We start from the raw sequence: 14,938 nt of genomic DNA on the forward strand, positions 1-14,938 counted from the left end.
AGTCCCTGGTCAATCATGCCAATCACGCTTTCAAGATGGCCGTTTGCCCGCTTCAGACGTTTGATAATGTTCGGGTGAGATTGATGCGTGTGATCATTTACCATGTTTAATTCCTATCCCCCACGGGGGGATGGTATCCTCCGTTCTCGTTGAAATCCAACCACAGACTCGACGCAGTAGATTGATGATTTCGGCCATTCACCCGAGAAAACTGCTTCCAACGCTCGTCATACTCCTTGCATTGGCGGGCCTGTCACTGTCGGTGATTGGCGAGTCATTCTCTCATGGTGTGGCCAACTTGGCAGGCGACTGGGAATCGCAGTTTGACGGCCAAGCGAGCAGTCATGGTGCGCATGGACACACCCATGATTTTGACGAAGAGCCAGAGACATCATCAGTGCATCATGATGCTGGCAATCATACCCACGAGACAGTGGACCAGCTAAGGGTTCCCCTTATTTCCCAAAGCCTGACCGTTCTCCGGCAGCCCGTGCCCTTTGCCGATGATTTCCCCCGCAGCTTGCGCTATCGGCTCGAACGCCCTCCAAAAGCACTCCTTCCTGCTTGATTCTTGCCGCTTAGGCGGCCCGAGAAAACACATTCGATTGGAGTCTTTATGTTGTCAAACTTGACAGGCCGATGCCGTGGTGTGTCCTCAACGAGCACAGGTAATCGCCTACTCTGGATATTTCTGACTTTGGGCTTGCTGGGGCTGAGTACCGACGTACTCGCCCATGCCGTGGCTCAGGGCGACAAGGGGTACATCCAGGAAATTACCGGGATAAACCTTATTTCGTTCATCTACCTGGGGGCCAAACACATGGTCACCGGCTATGACCACCTGCTGTTCCTGCTGGGTGTCATCTTCTTCCTCTACCAGATGAAGCACATCGCGATCTACGTGAGCCTGTTTGCCCTCGGGCATTCCACCACAATGTTGCTGGGGGTGTACTTCAACGTGGGCATCAACAGCTACCTCATTGATGCGATTATCGGTCTGTCCATCGTCTACAAGGCGCTGGACAACATCGGTGCCTATCAGCGGTGGTTTGGCTTCCAGCCCAACACCAAGGCCGCCACGTTGATTTTCGGGTTCTTCCATGGTTTCGGCCTGTCTACCAAGATCATCGAATACGACATCTCGCCGGACGGCCTGATTCCGAACCTCCTCGCCTTCAACGTGGGTGTGGAAATCGGACAGCTCATCGCCCTGGCCATGATCCTCATTGCTATCAGCTTCTGGCGAAAAACCGACGGCTTTTTCCGCCATGCCTACACCGCCAACGTGGCCATGATGAGTGCAGGTTTTCTGCTCTTTGGCTATCAGCTTACCGGTTACTTTGTCGCCTGATTCTGGAGATTTTTTATGTACAACACCGATATACCCAACCGTGAAGAACTGCCCAGCACTGCCAAACTGGTTCGATCCACCATCATTGCCGCTTTTGTGGCGCTGGTTCTGCTGGCTACCGTGGTCATGCCCGCCGAGTACGCCCTGGACCCAACCGGCGCAGGTCGCCTTTTGGGCCTGACTGAAATGGGTGAGATCAAGGAGCAGCTCGCCGAAGAGGCTGCTGCTGACCAAGCTGCTCAGATGGTTGCTGTTCAATCCTCAACTGAGCGAGAGGCCCCGGAAGTCAAAGAACCTGTCGTGGCTGAAGCCGTTAAGGAGCCAGCTCCCTCGCCTGAAGCAGAAGTTGCACCTGCCGAGCCAGAACCTGCGCCTGCACCAGAAGTTGTGGAACCGCAGTGGCAGGATGAAGTGCGCGTGGTTCTCACACCGGGAGAAGGCACAGAGTTCAAACTTACTATGGAGGAAGGCGCTACAGCCCGATTCTCCTGGGTATCAGAGGGTGGCCCGATCAACTTCGATACCCATGGTGATGGAAGTGGTCAGTCAATTTCCTACGAAAAAGGTCGGGGCGTGCCTGAAGACGAGGGCGAGTTGGAAGCAGCCTTTACCGGCAATCACGGCTGGTTCTTCAGAAATCGGAACGACAACGACATCACTCTGGTACTGCGTACCGGAGGAGACTACGGGCAGTTTAAAAAGATGTTGTGACGTTCACCAACGAATAAGCGCCGAGGGGTCTCCGGGCCTATGCTTTCATAGGTCCGGACCGTGCTTAAGTAACTTAATGTTCTACAGTTCGCTAAACCAAAAATCTGGAATTCTTCATTAATGCGATCAAATATTGGCTCATTGAAAAGGTAATAATCACACCTGAAAAACCGGAGCGAATCCACCTCCGGGGGTACGAAAATTGGTTGTCTGGCCTTGGTATATCCTCGCCGCAACCAGCATACTTTTGCCGGCGTAGGTATACAGCCGAATGTCGACTTTTCGGGTGACCACTGCATCGTCAATTCTCAGGGTTCGTTCTCCAGCGGGGACAAGGTCCTGGGCGATGTAGCCACCATTCAGGATGTTCTCGAAAACGCGCCGGGTTAGTTTGTCGCCCCGGTAGACGCCTTTGCTGCCATGGCCGGCAACCGGCTTGAAGAACAGATGACGTCGCGCACTCCACAACTCAGCCGCGTCGTTCCTCGAAACCTGCCTGGTTTTCGGCACGGCTCTCTCCAGGTAGCCTGCATCGGCCTCATTGAGCCCCCAGTCTCGAAGGGAGTGGGGTGCGGATAGCAGGGCCAGGTTTCGCTTGTCAGCCAGCACAGCGTGCACATGGGGATTAGGCGTTACCACCACGGCGCCATCCAGATAGGCATGCCTTAATGCCGCATGGGGCGCGGCGTCCAATGCGAAGTCCACCAGACGGTTGTAGACCATATCAATGGGCTTACCGCGGGCTGTCAGCGTACCGCCGGCATACTGAAGCTCCTGTGGATCGAGTATCAATGTATCAATTCCTTTGGCTCGGAGAATCTGTTGGGCCAACTGGAATTCGGGGAACATAAATTGTGTCTTTGGGGCATCGTCTACTATGGCCAGGCAACTGGGCCCGAAATTGTCGTGCTGGCTTTGCCACTCCTGTTTGAACATTGAGAACACCGCGTCCTCGAATCCGTCGAGCGGCTGCTGGGGTGTTGTGGGTTGTTGAGATGGGTCGCAGCAATTGCGCTGGGCTCTCGACAAGACAAGGTTCAGGAAGGCGCCACCGGCGTTGGTGTTGATTTCGATCAGCCGGGGGCCGTCGGGACCCATGTGAAAATCATAGCCCATGAACGCCCCGATGGGCCCTGGATTGAACTGTGCGATTTCCGGTGCCCAGGAAAGTACTCGTTCTCGGTACGAGGGAAGCTCTGAGGCCGCTTCAATCGACTGAACGATCCTCTCCATCTCCGCTATGTCGGCTCGGGGTACGAAAACCGGTGTGTTTGAAAAAAGGTGATCGAACTCCGGGAGCGTTGACAGTTCGCTTCCAGCATCTGAAAGCTGGTTGTGGAGGCTCTTGTTGAGGGCTATTCGGTCAAGAGTGATGCAGTAGCATTGGCGGTTGAGTTCGTTGGCCCGGCTGTTTGCTATTCGTCTGTTCTCATAAATAGGTTCCGGCATCTGGAGTCCGTCATTCGAGGTTTGCAATGGTTGAAACGGCTTACTTAATGCTCGAAGAATCTATCTTGCATTTGTGATTTGCGTCAAATAGATCCACATCTTGTGTCTGTTTTCAGGTCTGTTTTCAGGTCTGTTTCAGTTCCGCGTGTTGAACTACTGCTAGGTAAATTGGTGCTTGCCATCTATCTTCGACTCTCACAATGGGCGGCGATCTCTCCCGTCGATGGCAGCCTTTTGATCACCAGTCGGGCCGAAGCCAAGCTCTGGGTGCTTGATCCGGGCTCTCTGGAGATTATCGATGACGTTTCTTTGGACGGGATAGGTCACCAAATATCGCTAGAGGCATACTAGCCAGTAAGCCCCACTGACAAGCTTTTCCCAAAGGGAATCTATATGGATAAGCGTTTCAAGATTACGTTGGCAATTTTTGCGGTCATCGCTTTGGTTTTGCTCTGGGGCGAACATAAGGTTCACCTTCTGGGTGCTTTGCCGTGGTTAATCCTTCTGGCATGCCCGTTTATTCATATGTTTATGCATGGAGGGCATGGGAATCACGGTGGCCATAATCACCACGATCAACCGGAAGGCAAGAGTGGAGGCCAACGCGATGACTGATGCTTCGTCCGATTACGGTCTTTGGGGACTGGTGGTTCTAAACTCGGTGATCTTTATTTTCTTCGCTTTCAGTTTTTTTAAGCCACAGACCCAACGAGACTGGCGATCCTTCGGCGCGTTCAGCGCGTTTCTCGTGGCATTATTCACTGAGATGTATGGGTTCCCGTTGACACTCTATTTTCTATCCGGTTGGCTTCAGACTCAATACCCCGATGTAAATTGGCTTGCCCACGATAGCGGGCACCTGCTTGAAATGCTTTTTGGTTGGCAGGGTTCTCCCCATTTCGGCCCCTTCCACTTGTTGAGTACGGTGTTTATTGGTGGAGGTTTTTACTTGATTGCCGCCGGGTGGCGAACCTTGTACGCGGCGCAAAAAGAGCGAAAGCTGGCTACGACAGGTCTCTATTCGTATGTTCGGCATCCACAGTATGTCGGCTTTGTCTTGATAATGTTTGGCTTCCTGCTGCAGTGGCCGACTCTGTTAACCCTGGCGATGTTCCCGGTTTTGCTCTGGATGTATTCACGGTTATCGATCAGTGAGGAACGGGAAGCCGAAGAAACGTTCGGGGAAGCCTGGAGACACTATGCAGACAACACTCCCAGGTTTTTGCCGCGATTGCGCGGATTGGGGCGGCAAGCTTGAACAAAAGCTCTACTCATTTGATGGGTAGATAAAGGAGCCGTTGGTGAACCAATCACTTTCGATACGTGCAGTCGCTGGGATGGTTCTTGTCGCCTTTCTTTGGGCGATCTGCTTTCCTTTTATTGTGGTGGGGTTGCCGGACGCGCCACCTTTGCTTTTTGCCGCTTTACGCGCATTGTTGGCAGGGTTGTGTCTGATTCTGATCGCTTTTACAAAAGATGGTCGGCCCAGTTATTCGCTTCGCCAGCTTCTAATGCTGGCCGTAATTGGCCTCAGTTACACGGGTATGGGGCTTGGAGGGATGTTTCTCGGTGCTGGCAAGCTGGGACCGGGGCTTGCAACGGTTCTGGCCAATGCGCAACCACTGTTTGCGGCGGTTCTTTCGTTTTTTATCGTTCGAGAGGTGGTGACCGGGCGTGTGTTTGTGGGCCTTTTGATTGGTTTTATTGGTGTTGTGGTGCTAGCGATGCCAGAGATGGAGTTTGGTAACGCCAGATTTTCAGGGGCCGTCTATGTTCTTGGTGGAGCCATCGGAACCGCCATTGGAAATGTGCTGCTTAAATACCAGGCCGGCAGCGATGATATCTATTGGTCAATGGGCATCCAGCTTGTCATAGGCTCAGTGTTTCTGGGAATAGCATCCGTGAGCCTGGGCGAGGGCTTCGAGATTGATTGGACTTGGTCATTTACGACGGCCATGTTCGTTCTGGCCATTCCGGCAACGGCAATGATGGTTGTGCTCTGGTATGCCTTGCTCGCCAGCGCGCCCTTGAACAGCCTCAATTCGTTTACCTTTTTAACGCCTGTTTTCGGTCTCGCTATCGGAATGCTTTTGTTCGGCGAAACTTTCACATCACTGGAGATGACCGGGATAGGAATCACAATTGTTGGCTTGGTGATCGTTGTTAAAGCGCCTGGGAAAACAGATGGCGGTTCCGCTGTCGGGGAAGAGGCAAAGGTGATCCGTAGCTCATAGTAGAAAAGGGAGTAGTCAATGAGAGTCTGGATTAGTGTTCTCCTTTTGTTAAATAAACGGATTACCCAGACGGGGCACTAGCGGTTGAAGTTTGCACAGTTTCAGGAGTTAATTCGCATAAACTTACCCTGGGTAAATTTCAACCAGCTCAATTTCCAATTTCGATTTAGCTAACCAACAGAATCGTCGTCAAGGCTCAAGTGAAACATACATATATTAACTCATGAGGCTTATTCTGCAGTAATGAATTTTGTATCAAGTTTCCGGCCAAAAATAGTATGGCCAGTCACGAAAATACGACTGGCCACGTTTTTTCCCGAGAAGCAAGCTTCGCTTATAGCCCTACCTGCCTTGAGCGTACTAGGACTCACTTGAATCTGCTATTCCCGCCTCCTTCATCTGCTTGTGTAATTTTTGATGTTTCAGGCAGAGTTCTTGCCTGTCACCGGTTTCCACGGTCTTGTTCGGATAGCTCCTTGCCTCGTTAATCCTGTCGGCTAAGCCAGAATCGGCGTAGGCAAAGGAACTAAACAGTGCTGTCATTGCTATGGCTGTAATGATGCTCTTCATGACGAACTCCTTGATTTGTTGCTCCAGGCCCATGCAACTGGGCCTCTAGTAGATACCGCTGATGCCCACCAGCGGTATTTCTGTTATCATTTGCTGTACGTTACCTTCTGCTCCATTTGTTTCTTCTCTAAAGCACGATGGTAGGCTCGTCCTTCTTCACTTATCATCTGTCTTCGCGCCTCCATTCCAACTTCTGACAATCCATAGCGTGTCATTTCTTTGTGGAGTCGCTGCTGCGGCGAATACTATTAATGATTTCATAGTTTCACCTCCTGTTTGGTTGATGGTTTCATTAGATCATTAGTTCCTGAAACCTGACTGAAAAAACAAAAAAAGTTTATTAACGATTTGATAACTTTTGTTAGTGATAAAAATAGTTGAGCCAGATCAATATAAAATTTGTGCGCACTTAATTTCAGCTTCGTTTCAGCTTTGAGATCTAATATAAGCGCTCTTATATGCTTTCCACGGAGATCTCAAGTTGTCCATCCGCACCTTTTTTACTAAGCAGACTATTTTGGGTGTGTTGCTGTTTAGCAGCATTTCTGCGTGGGCCCAGCCCAGACTGGAGCTCATGAGTGTCATCGAAGCAGCAACTGAAAACGATCCCTGGCTTGGCCAAAGCTCTTATAAACAAAATGCGTTGATGGAGGAGGCTGTTGCTGAGGGCGCGCTTCCCGATCCCCGGGTAACGATCGGCGCGGCAAATCTACCTCTAGACACATTTGATACCAGACAAGAGCCCATGACCCAGGGAACGATTGGCTTTACACAGCGAATTCCTCGTGGAGATAGCCGCCGCTTGGCTAGCGCAAAGAAAGAAGAGATGGCCGGTGTGCAGCCTTACCTCCGCCAAAATCGCCGTGCGCAGGTCACCGAAACGGCGACCCACCTATGGCTCGATCTGTGGAAATCCCAGGAAAGCATCCGCCTCATTGAAGAAAATCGGGGATTATTCGAGCAATTGGCGGATGTTGCTGAAGCTGGATATACCTCCGCGACAATGGGCTCCAGACAACAAGATGTTATTCGTGCTTCGCTGGAGTTGACTCGCCTTGAAGATAGACTGACCGACTTGCACACCCAGTTGGCTTCCAGCAGGGAAGCTCTTGGTGAATGGATCGGTTCCAGTCAGGCCCAGTTCTTGGTCACTGAAAACATTCCTCCTCGGCTATTGGAAGACGTTTCCAGCGGCTGGTCTGAGACGACCGTGGAGTCTGTCATCCGTCACCCGTCGATTCGCGCCACAGATCAACTGATTGATGTGCAGGCCATTGACGTAGATCTTGCCAGGGAAGCCTACAAACCAGAGTGGTCGGTCTTCGCACAATATGGTTATCGGGATAAGGCTCCGAACGGCCAGGACAGGGCAGACCTGTTTTCGATTGGTATTGGTTTTGACCTGCCGATATTCACAGGAAACCGGCAAGATCGACGGCTCAGTGCTTCCTCAGCCAGGCTGGAAGCCGAAAGGACGGATCGGGTTCTGAGAATCCGGTCGCTCCAGGCAAAGGCGCGCGCGGCGCTAGCCCGCATCGAGCGGTTGGATGATCGAATTGACCTGTATCAGCAAACGCTCCTACCTCAGATGGAAGAGCAGGCCAGCGCCGCGCTGACCGCCTATAACAATGACGACGGTGATTTTGCTGAGGCGGTACGTGCACGGATTTCGGAACTCAATGCCCAGGTCGAATTGATCCAGATGATGGCCGAGCGAGCCAAAACTCTGGCAAGTTTCCGTTATCTGACCACGGACGCCTCCAATATTTCTTCCTCTTCAATGACTCATTACCAGGATTGATCATCATGGCTAATTTCGTTCGCCCATTGGGCTTTGTATTGCTCGGCGGGATTGCTGGCGTGGGTGCCGCCTATTGGCTGGCACCGGAAATTTTGTCCGATCCGACAGTGGAGGCGGCCGGTGGCGAGACAAAGGAGCCGCTTTACTGGGTCGCACCCATGGACCCTAACTTTAAAAGCGACAAACCCGGAAAATCACCTATGGGGATGGATCTGATTCCAGTGTTCGAGGATGCCGGGTCGGCTGACGATCCGGTCGGTACCGTTCGTATTTCCCCTGCAGTGGTAAACAACTTAGGAGTTCGCACCGAGTCCGTCATCCAGGGGCGTTTGCCCAATACCATAACTACCGTGGGCTACGTCCAATATAACGAAGACGAGATGGCGCACGTACACCCCAGAGTAGAGGGCTGGATCGAAGCGCTCTACGTGAAAGCTGAGGGGGAACCAGTCGAAAAAGGCAAGCCTCTGTATACTCTCTATTCACCCACATTGGTCAATGCTCAGGAGGAGTTGCTCGTGGCACTGAACCGGGGGAATCAGCGACTGATCAATGCCGCTGAGGAACGGTTGGTTGCGCTGAACGTGCCGGCCAGCCTGATACGGCAACTGCGCCAGACGAGAAACGTACAGAGAACGATGACCGTATACGCCCCAAGCTCCGGCGTTATCGACAACCTGAACGTTCGCGAGGGCATGTTCATAAAGCCCGGAGACCGGGTTTTGTCGATTGCTGCACTGGATGAAGTCTGGGTGATTGGCGAGATATTTGAAAGCCAGCTCTCGGCAGTGGAAGGCGATAGCCGGGTGGTGATGACTCTGGATTACATGCCCGGGCGCCAGTGGCGCGGAAAAGTGGATTATGTGTATCCCGAGGTTAATCCGAAGACGCGGACGGCCCGGGTCCGGATGCGGTTTGACAATTCCGACGGAGCTTTGCTGCCCGGCATGTTTGCTCGCCTGGAGGTCCAGGGGGATCGTGGGCAAAGACGCCTGTTGGTGCCACGTGAATCGATCATCCGCACTGGACAAAGCGACCGTCTGGTGGTGGCGCTGGAACAGGGTGCCTTCAAGTCCGTCAACGTCACGGTAGGGCGGATTGGCGACAAGTACGCAGAAATACTGGAAGGCATTAAGCCTGGCGATACCGTGGTGACCTCTGCGCAGTTCCTGATCGATTCCGAGTCCAGCAAGACTTCGGATTTCCAGCGAATGTCGGCATCAGGCAGCAACGCCATGGATTTACAGATGGATCATTCGGGGCACGTCATGGATCCGGAGAAAGCGGAGCCCAAGATCGAACCTGAGGCGATGGACCATAGTTCCATGAATCATGGCGGAGGCGAATCATGATCGCTGCCATCATTCACTGGTCTGTTCGTAATCGATTTCTGGTATTGCTGGCCACCTTGCTTATTACAGGGCTTGGCCTTTACTCACTGAACAAGACGCCGGTAGATGCGCTGCCGGATCTTTCGGATGTGCAGGTCATCATCAAAACCAGCTTCCCGGGGCAGGCTCCGCAGGTGGTAGAAGACCAGGTGACCTATCCACTGACCACCGCCATGCTGTCGGTCCCGGGGGCCAAAACCGTCCGTGGCTACTCGTTCTTCGGGGACTCCTACGTGTATGTGATCTTCGATGAAGATACCGACATGTACTGGGCTCGCTCCCGGGTGCTGGAGTACCTCTCCCAGGTGGCCCCCAGCCTTCCGGACTCGGCCCGCCCGCAACTGGGGCCGGACGCAACCGGGGTTGGCTGGGTTTACCTTTATGCCCTGGTGGATCGCACCGGGAACAATGATCTGAGCCAACTGCGCAGCCTGCAGGACTGGTTTCTGAAATACGAACTGCAAACAGTTCCCGGTGTGTCCGAAGTGGCCGCGCTTGGTGGCATGGTGAAGCAGTATCAGGTCAAGGTCAGCCCGGAAAAGCTCAGGGCGTTTGGCATTCCTCTGGCTCACATCCAGAACGCTATCAAAAGAGGCAACCAGGAAGTAGGGGCCTCCGTCATCGAGATGGCCGAGGCGGAATACATGGTGCGCACGTCTGGCTACACCCAGTCCCGTGAGGATCTGTTGTCAATTCCACTGGGTCTCGATGACAACGGCACCCCTGTGCTCCTGAAAGACGTGGCCAGTGTTGAGGTCGGGCCGCAGATGCGGCGCGGGGTGGCCGAGCTGAACGGCGAAGGCGAAACCGTGGGTGGCATTGTAGTGATGCGCTTCGGTGAAAACGCCCAGGCAACGATTAACGGCGTAAAAGCCAAATTAGAGGAACTGAAATCAAGCCTGCCTGAAGGCGTGGAAGTGGTGACGGTTTACGATCGCTCCGGACTGATCGAGAGGGCGGTTAATAACCTTGGCTTCAAGCTGCTTGAAGAGTTTCTGGTGGTGGGCCTTGTGTGCATGATCTTTCTGTTCCACGTGCGCTCGTCGCTGGTGGCGATTCTCAGCCTTCCCGTGGGTATTCTGGCGGCCTTTATCGTCATGCACTGGCAGGGTATCAACGCCAATATCATGTCCCTCGGAGGGATTGCCATCGCCATCGGCGCCATGATCGACGGCGCCATCGTGATGATCGAGAACATGCACAAGCACATGGAGCGGACACCGCTCACGCCCGAGAACCGTTGGGAGGTTGTTGCCAGGTCAGCCTCGGAGGTTGGTCCAGCATTGTTTTTCTCGCTTCTGATTATTACGGTCAGTTTTGTGCCGGTGTTTGCCCTGGAAGCGCAGGAAGGACGGATGTTTGCCCCGCTGGCTTTCACGAAGACCTATGCCATGGCAGCCAGTGCGGCTCTGGCGGTGACGCTGGTTCCGGTGCTCATGGGCTATTTTATCCGTGGCAAGGTGCTGCCGGAACACAAGAATCCCGTGAACCGTCTGCTGGTCGGTGCGTATATGCCGGTCCTGAAGTTGGTCCTTCGATTCCCGAAAACCACTGTTATGGCTGCACTGCTGGCACTGGCTGTGGGGCTTTGGCCGGCGACCAAGATCGGGAGTGAGTTCATTCCACCGCTGGATGAAGGCGATCTGATGTACATGCCGACCACTTATCCCGGGATCTCAATCGGTAAAGCCCGCCAACTATTGCAGCAGACCGACAAGTTAATTGCGACCGTCCCGGAAGTTAAAACCGTATTCGGTAAAGTAGGACGAGCAGACACCGCAACTGATCCGGCGCCGTTAACCATGATCGAGACGTTCATCCAGCTCAAGCCGAGGGATCAATGGCGGGAAGGCATGACCACCGAAAAGCTGAAGCAGGAGCTCAATACTCTGATTCGGTTCCCGGGGGTAACCAATGCCTGGGTTATGCCGATCATCACGCGCATCGATATGCTGGCAACGGGTATTAAAACGCCGGTGGGCATCAAGATTGCCGGTCCGGACCTTACCGTCATCCAGAACATCGGTAAACGCCTTGAGGAAGTCATGGTCGACATCCCCGGTACAGCCTCCGTTTACTCTGAGCGAGTCGCTGGGGGCCGCTACATCAAGGTGGATATTGATCGTGAGCGTGCCGCTCGTTATGGGCTGAATATCGCTGATGTTCAGCAGGTAGTGGCCTCCGCTATTGGTGGAATCAACGTTTCCAGAACCATCGAGGGACTTGAGCGGTATCCCATTAATCTTCGTTATCCGGAAGACTACCGGGATTCTCCAGAGAAGCTGGAGCAGTTGCCCATCGTTACGTCAACGGGGCAAAGGATTGCGCTTGCCGATGTCGCCGATATCCGGGTAGAAGATGGTCCTCCCGCCATCAAAAGTGAAAACGCCCGCCTCAATGGCTGGACCTTCGTGGATATTGAAGGGGTTGATGTCGGCACCTATGTGGAGCAGGCCATGGCTACCGTTAACGAGGAGCTCGATCTGCCTGCGGGCTATTCGGTTACCTGGTCTGGCCAGTATGAGTACATGCTGCGTGCCAAGGAAAAGTTGACCTACGTGGTGCCGCTGACGCTGGCTATCATTATCATTCTGCTGTTCCTGAACTTCCGTCGTTTTGCGGAAGTGGGCATCATCATGGGTACGCTGCCGTTTGCCATGATTGGTGCAATCTGGCTGATGTATCTGCTGGGCTATAACTTCTCCGTTGCGGTCGGTGTAGGTTTCATTGCGCTGGCCGGCGTTGCCGTGGAGATTGGTGTCATCATGCTGGTGTATTTGAACCAGTCCTACGACGCAATGCTGGAAACGTGTGAGCAGAAAGGCCTGAAACCCAAGCGAGAGACCCTGCGCCACGCAGTCCTGCACGGGGCCGGTTTGCGGGTGCGCCCGATCATGATGACAGCAGCCGCCATTATCGGCGGGCTGGTACCTATCATGATCGGTACTGGCACGGGTTCGGAAGTCATGGGGCGCATAGCTGCACCGATGGTCGGTGGGATGATCTCTGCTGTTATTTTGGCGCTGTTGGTGATACCGGTAGGTTACTATCTCTGGAAATGCAGGAGTATTTCCGAAGGGTAAAGAAAACTAGACCTCGCCACATTGCTTTCGAGAATCTGGCGAGGTCTGATGATGCAGCGGTGTCTGGGTAATGTTGTTATAAAGCAAGAGCCTGGGTATGGAGTCCCGGGCAGATACTCTGGCAACATATTTCCCGGGGGAGGTTTCCTGCCCTCTAAAAGGCCGAGAACAGCAGCGATGGGGTAGGCCCAAATTTGATGGGGTTCAATCATGTCTCGCATGGAGTCCTCGTGCCTTTGTGGTTCGCCATTCGTTTGGAATCTGCATGATCAGGTATGTCACATAGCGCGCCGGTTAACTATGTTTATAGGTATTTGCCCCCTCGTGCTTGTAGTCAGGGTGTTCAAATTCCAGTGTTGAATGAGTTACGCTGAACTCTTTCTCCAAAGCCTGTTTTATCCCGTCCTTGATTTTCTCAAGTTCATTCCACGCACTCATCTCGACAACCACACGGGCGTCGAGCGAGGCATCATGCTCACCCACCTGCCAAAAATGTACGGGGTGAAGTCGATAACTCCTTCTAAGTCTGATACTGCCCCAATGACGGAATCTGTGCCGATATCCTCGGGACTCCCCAGCATGAGTGTTCTGATGGTCCCGCCAATTTCTGTCAGGTCCAGGTAGAGAATATAGCTGGCCATGCCAATGGTGATTGCGGAATCAACCCAGCGCATGTCGTAGAGCAAGATAAGAGCTCCGCCTATAACACTGCTATTGACGCAAACGCATCAGACAAGTTGTGTAAAACAACGCATGAATATTAACGCTGCCCTTCTGCATTGAGTAGGTCAGCAGCGCGCTCAACGCGTCCATTATCAGTGCAACAATGTAAGTCAGACTACCCAACACCCCTTGAGTTCCAGCGGATCTGGGAACCGCATGACACCCTCGTATGTCAGGTAGGGCCCTATCATGATCAAGGTGGTGTATTTAACAGCGCAACACCTACCTTTATTCGCCCGTAGCCGAAGGTCAGCTTTTATTCAGCCGGGCGACGCGCAATCTTACGGGCCGCGAACGCGATAATCAGCGATGCCATGTCCCAGAAGTTATGTATAGCATCGGCAATCAGCGCCAAACTGCCGGCAAAGTCCTTTCCGCGATCTGGACGAGAGTCAGGATGCCGTTTGCCCAGATGGCTACTGCAACCCGTTTATGCTTGGTTTCAGGGGGAATGTGAACTAGCTGTATACTGAAAAAGTGTGCTTTCCCTCATATAGGTTTCGAAGTAATGCGGGAAGAAGCGTTAATTGGTTGCTTCCAATGTTCGCATTGCGAGCATTCATGCCTAATGACAGCATTTCCCGAGCCATTATCGCGAATCCGCTAAAGCCGGGGTAGACCATTTGAACGCGATGGTGATTGAGGGAGATCACCATTGCGCCTTGAGCTACCAGAAGTCGCTTCATCGACATCGAAGTGGATCGGTCAAAGGGTATCGTTGTCGTCCCTCTTTTTTTCGTCATCTGCCATGTCTTTCTCCACTAACCCAAAGATTTTATAAAGTATCAGGAAGCCGGTGGAAAGAATCAGAATTACGGCCAGAAGGGCAATCATTGGATGTATCATCGGGCATTCTCCTGGAAATTCATCAAATCCATGCGCTACTGAGTATGTCTGCTAGCTCTTCACCTGATGAGCAAGCGTTGGTTTCTGGCTGTTCACTAATCATTTTCGCATTCAGACCTTCATTTGGAGCGGTGTCGTAAAATGTCGATTGGTTTGGGGATTCATTATCAAACCGGTCGCTGGTTCCTGCGTTTCGGGCATCGCTCTCTGATCTATCGTCAGGTACAGCTATTTCGGCTAGCTCTGAACTTATTTCATCTGCGTCAAGGACACCAGGGCTATCACCGGTTGCCGAAGTTGTAGCTGAACCAGTCGCAAGCGCGTTTTGGCTTCTGCTCAGAGAATTATCTTTGGACGAGAGTCTGTTCACAATCCACGTCAGGCCTATGGCAATGGCTGCGATCTCAACGGCGACATTGAGAAACTCCTGAGACCGCTCCTGCAGAACGGTGAAGGTTCCACTTAGGCCGTTGATGAGCGACATTAGCAATAACTCAAGTATGAAAAACGTTGCGCGTACGGCAGACAGGATTACTACTGACTTCCAGATTGTTTTGACCATCAGATCTGCTCCATCGGGATATGATTGAGCTAGACTTACGGACGTGGCGGTATTTGGAAAAGCAAGTTTTAGATGTTCGGGTGACCATAGAGTTAGGGAGGCTCTGAATAAGTCTCAAAATCAGCGATAATACGGTCATCGTCAACTGCACAGGATTCGTTGCCACCATGGATCAGATCACCTTCTCCGAAGCCGAGTACCAGACCAAGAAGCGTAA

The 14,938-nt window shown here is 52.7% G+C and carries 14 protein-coding genes and 1 pseudogene; 9 read left to right on the forward strand and 6 right to left on the reverse strand.

Annotated features, from left to right (window positions below; translation table 11 throughout):
• Positions 1 to 2 precede the first annotated feature (2 nt).
• Positions 3 to 104: pseudogene (locus QPL98_RS17760) on the reverse strand (metal-sensing transcriptional repressor); the annotation flags it as partial.
• 80 nt (positions 105 to 184) lie between these two features.
• Between QPL98_RS17760 and QPL98_RS17765 the strand changes: the two are divergent.
• Genes QPL98_RS17765 through QPL98_RS17775 form a run of 3 tightly spaced genes read left to right on the forward strand, consistent with a single transcriptional unit; the run spans position 185 to position 2,062 of the window.
• Entirely contained in the window at positions 185 to 568 is a 384-nt protein-coding gene (locus QPL98_RS17765; protein ID WP_273085705.1) for a hypothetical protein, read from the forward strand.
• Between the two features lie 48 nt (positions 569 to 616).
• Positions 617 to 1,351: a HupE/UreJ family protein gene (locus QPL98_RS17770; RefSeq protein ID WP_303293705.1), complete on the forward strand. Its 735-nt coding sequence runs from the start codon at positions 617 to 619 to the stop codon at positions 1,349 to 1,351.
• 15 nt (positions 1,352 to 1,366) lie between these two features.
• Positions 1,367 to 2,062 carry a hypothetical protein gene (locus QPL98_RS17775; RefSeq protein ID WP_303293706.1) on the forward strand — a complete coding sequence of 232 codons (696 nt, stop codon included), beginning with the start codon at positions 1,367 to 1,369 and terminating at the stop codon, positions 2,060 to 2,062.
• 156 nt (positions 2,063 to 2,218) lie between these two features.
• Here the strand turns inward: QPL98_RS17775 and QPL98_RS17780 are convergent, their stop codons facing one another.
• The gene (locus QPL98_RS17780; RefSeq protein WP_228285604.1) at positions 2,219 to 3,178 is read right to left on the reverse strand and encodes a hypothetical protein; all 960 of its coding nucleotides are present in this window, start codon (positions 3,176 to 3,178) and stop codon (positions 2,219 to 2,221) included.
• 726 nt (positions 3,179 to 3,904) lie between these two features.
• Between QPL98_RS17780 and QPL98_RS17785 the strand changes: the two genes are divergently transcribed.
• From QPL98_RS17785 to QPL98_RS17795, 3 genes are read left to right on the forward strand one after another with little or no spacing between them, the layout of a single operon-like run.
• Entirely contained in the window at positions 3,905 to 4,126 is a 222-nt protein-coding gene (locus QPL98_RS17785) for a DUF2933 domain-containing protein (RefSeq protein ID WP_081467492.1), read from the forward strand.
• On the forward strand, positions 4,119 to 4,769 hold the full coding sequence (locus QPL98_RS17790) for an isoprenylcysteine carboxylmethyltransferase family protein (protein ID WP_058091979.1): 651 nt from the start codon (positions 4,119 to 4,121) through the stop codon (positions 4,767 to 4,769). Before QPL98_RS17785 ends, QPL98_RS17790 begins: the two co-directional genes overlap by 8 nt.
• A 43-nt stretch (positions 4,770 to 4,812) precedes the next feature.
• Positions 4,813 to 5,745 (forward strand): DMT family transporter, encoded by a 933-nt coding sequence (locus tag QPL98_RS17795; RefSeq protein ID WP_273046292.1) that lies wholly within the window; start codon positions 4,813 to 4,815, stop codon positions 5,743 to 5,745.
• A gap of 360 nt (positions 5,746 to 6,105) precedes the next feature.
• Here QPL98_RS17795 and QPL98_RS17800 read toward each other — a convergent pair whose 3' ends face one another.
• The gene (locus QPL98_RS17800; RefSeq protein WP_303293707.1) at positions 6,106 to 6,315 is read right to left on the reverse strand and encodes a hypothetical protein; all 210 of its coding nucleotides are present in this window, start codon (positions 6,313 to 6,315) and stop codon (positions 6,106 to 6,108) included.
• 481 nt (positions 6,316 to 6,796) lie between these two features.
• Between QPL98_RS17800 and QPL98_RS17805 the strand changes: the two genes are divergently transcribed.
• The 3 genes from QPL98_RS17805 to QPL98_RS17815 are packed head-to-tail and all read left to right on the forward strand — an operon-like array spanning position 6,797 to position 12,590.
• A complete protein-coding gene (locus QPL98_RS17805; RefSeq protein WP_303293708.1) occupies positions 6,797 to 8,116 on the forward strand; it encodes a TolC family protein in 1,320 nt (439 codons plus the stop codon).
• Positions 8,117 to 8,121: 5 nt separating this feature from the next.
• Positions 8,122 to 9,468 carry an efflux RND transporter periplasmic adaptor subunit gene (locus QPL98_RS17810; protein WP_199451538.1) on the forward strand — a complete coding sequence of 449 codons (1,347 nt, stop codon included), beginning with the start codon at positions 8,122 to 8,124 and terminating at the stop codon, positions 9,466 to 9,468.
• A complete protein-coding gene (locus QPL98_RS17815) occupies positions 9,465 to 12,590 on the forward strand; it encodes an efflux RND transporter permease subunit (RefSeq protein ID WP_303293709.1) in 3,126 nt (1,041 codons plus the stop codon). The genes QPL98_RS17810 and QPL98_RS17815 overlap by 4 nt, the downstream gene beginning before the upstream one ends.
• A 434-nt stretch (positions 12,591 to 13,024) precedes the next feature.
• Here the strand turns inward: QPL98_RS17815 and QPL98_RS17820 are convergent, their stop codons facing one another.
• The 3 genes from QPL98_RS17820 to QPL98_RS17830 all read right to left on the reverse strand — a co-directional run bounded on the left by QPL98_RS17820 (position 13,025) and on the right by QPL98_RS17830 (position 14,721).
• On the reverse strand, positions 13,025 to 13,276 hold the full coding sequence (locus tag QPL98_RS17820) for a hypothetical protein (protein ID WP_228152694.1): 252 nt from the start codon (positions 13,274 to 13,276) through the stop codon (positions 13,025 to 13,027).
• 293 nt (positions 13,277 to 13,569) lie between these two features.
• Complete coding sequence (locus QPL98_RS17825; protein WP_248185651.1) at positions 13,570 to 13,629, reverse strand: hypothetical protein; 60 nt, start codon at positions 13,627 to 13,629, stop codon at positions 13,570 to 13,572.
• Positions 13,630 to 14,181: 552 nt separating this feature from the next.
• A complete protein-coding gene (locus QPL98_RS17830) occupies positions 14,182 to 14,721 on the reverse strand; it encodes a hypothetical protein (protein WP_303293710.1) in 540 nt (179 codons plus the stop codon).
• Between the last annotated feature and the right edge of the window lie 217 nt (positions 14,722 to 14,938).

The sequence above is a fragment of the Marinobacter sp. ST-43 genome, from assembly GCF_030541085.1.
Lineage (GTDB): Bacteria > Pseudomonadota > Gammaproteobacteria > Pseudomonadales > Oleiphilaceae > Marinobacter > Marinobacter nauticus.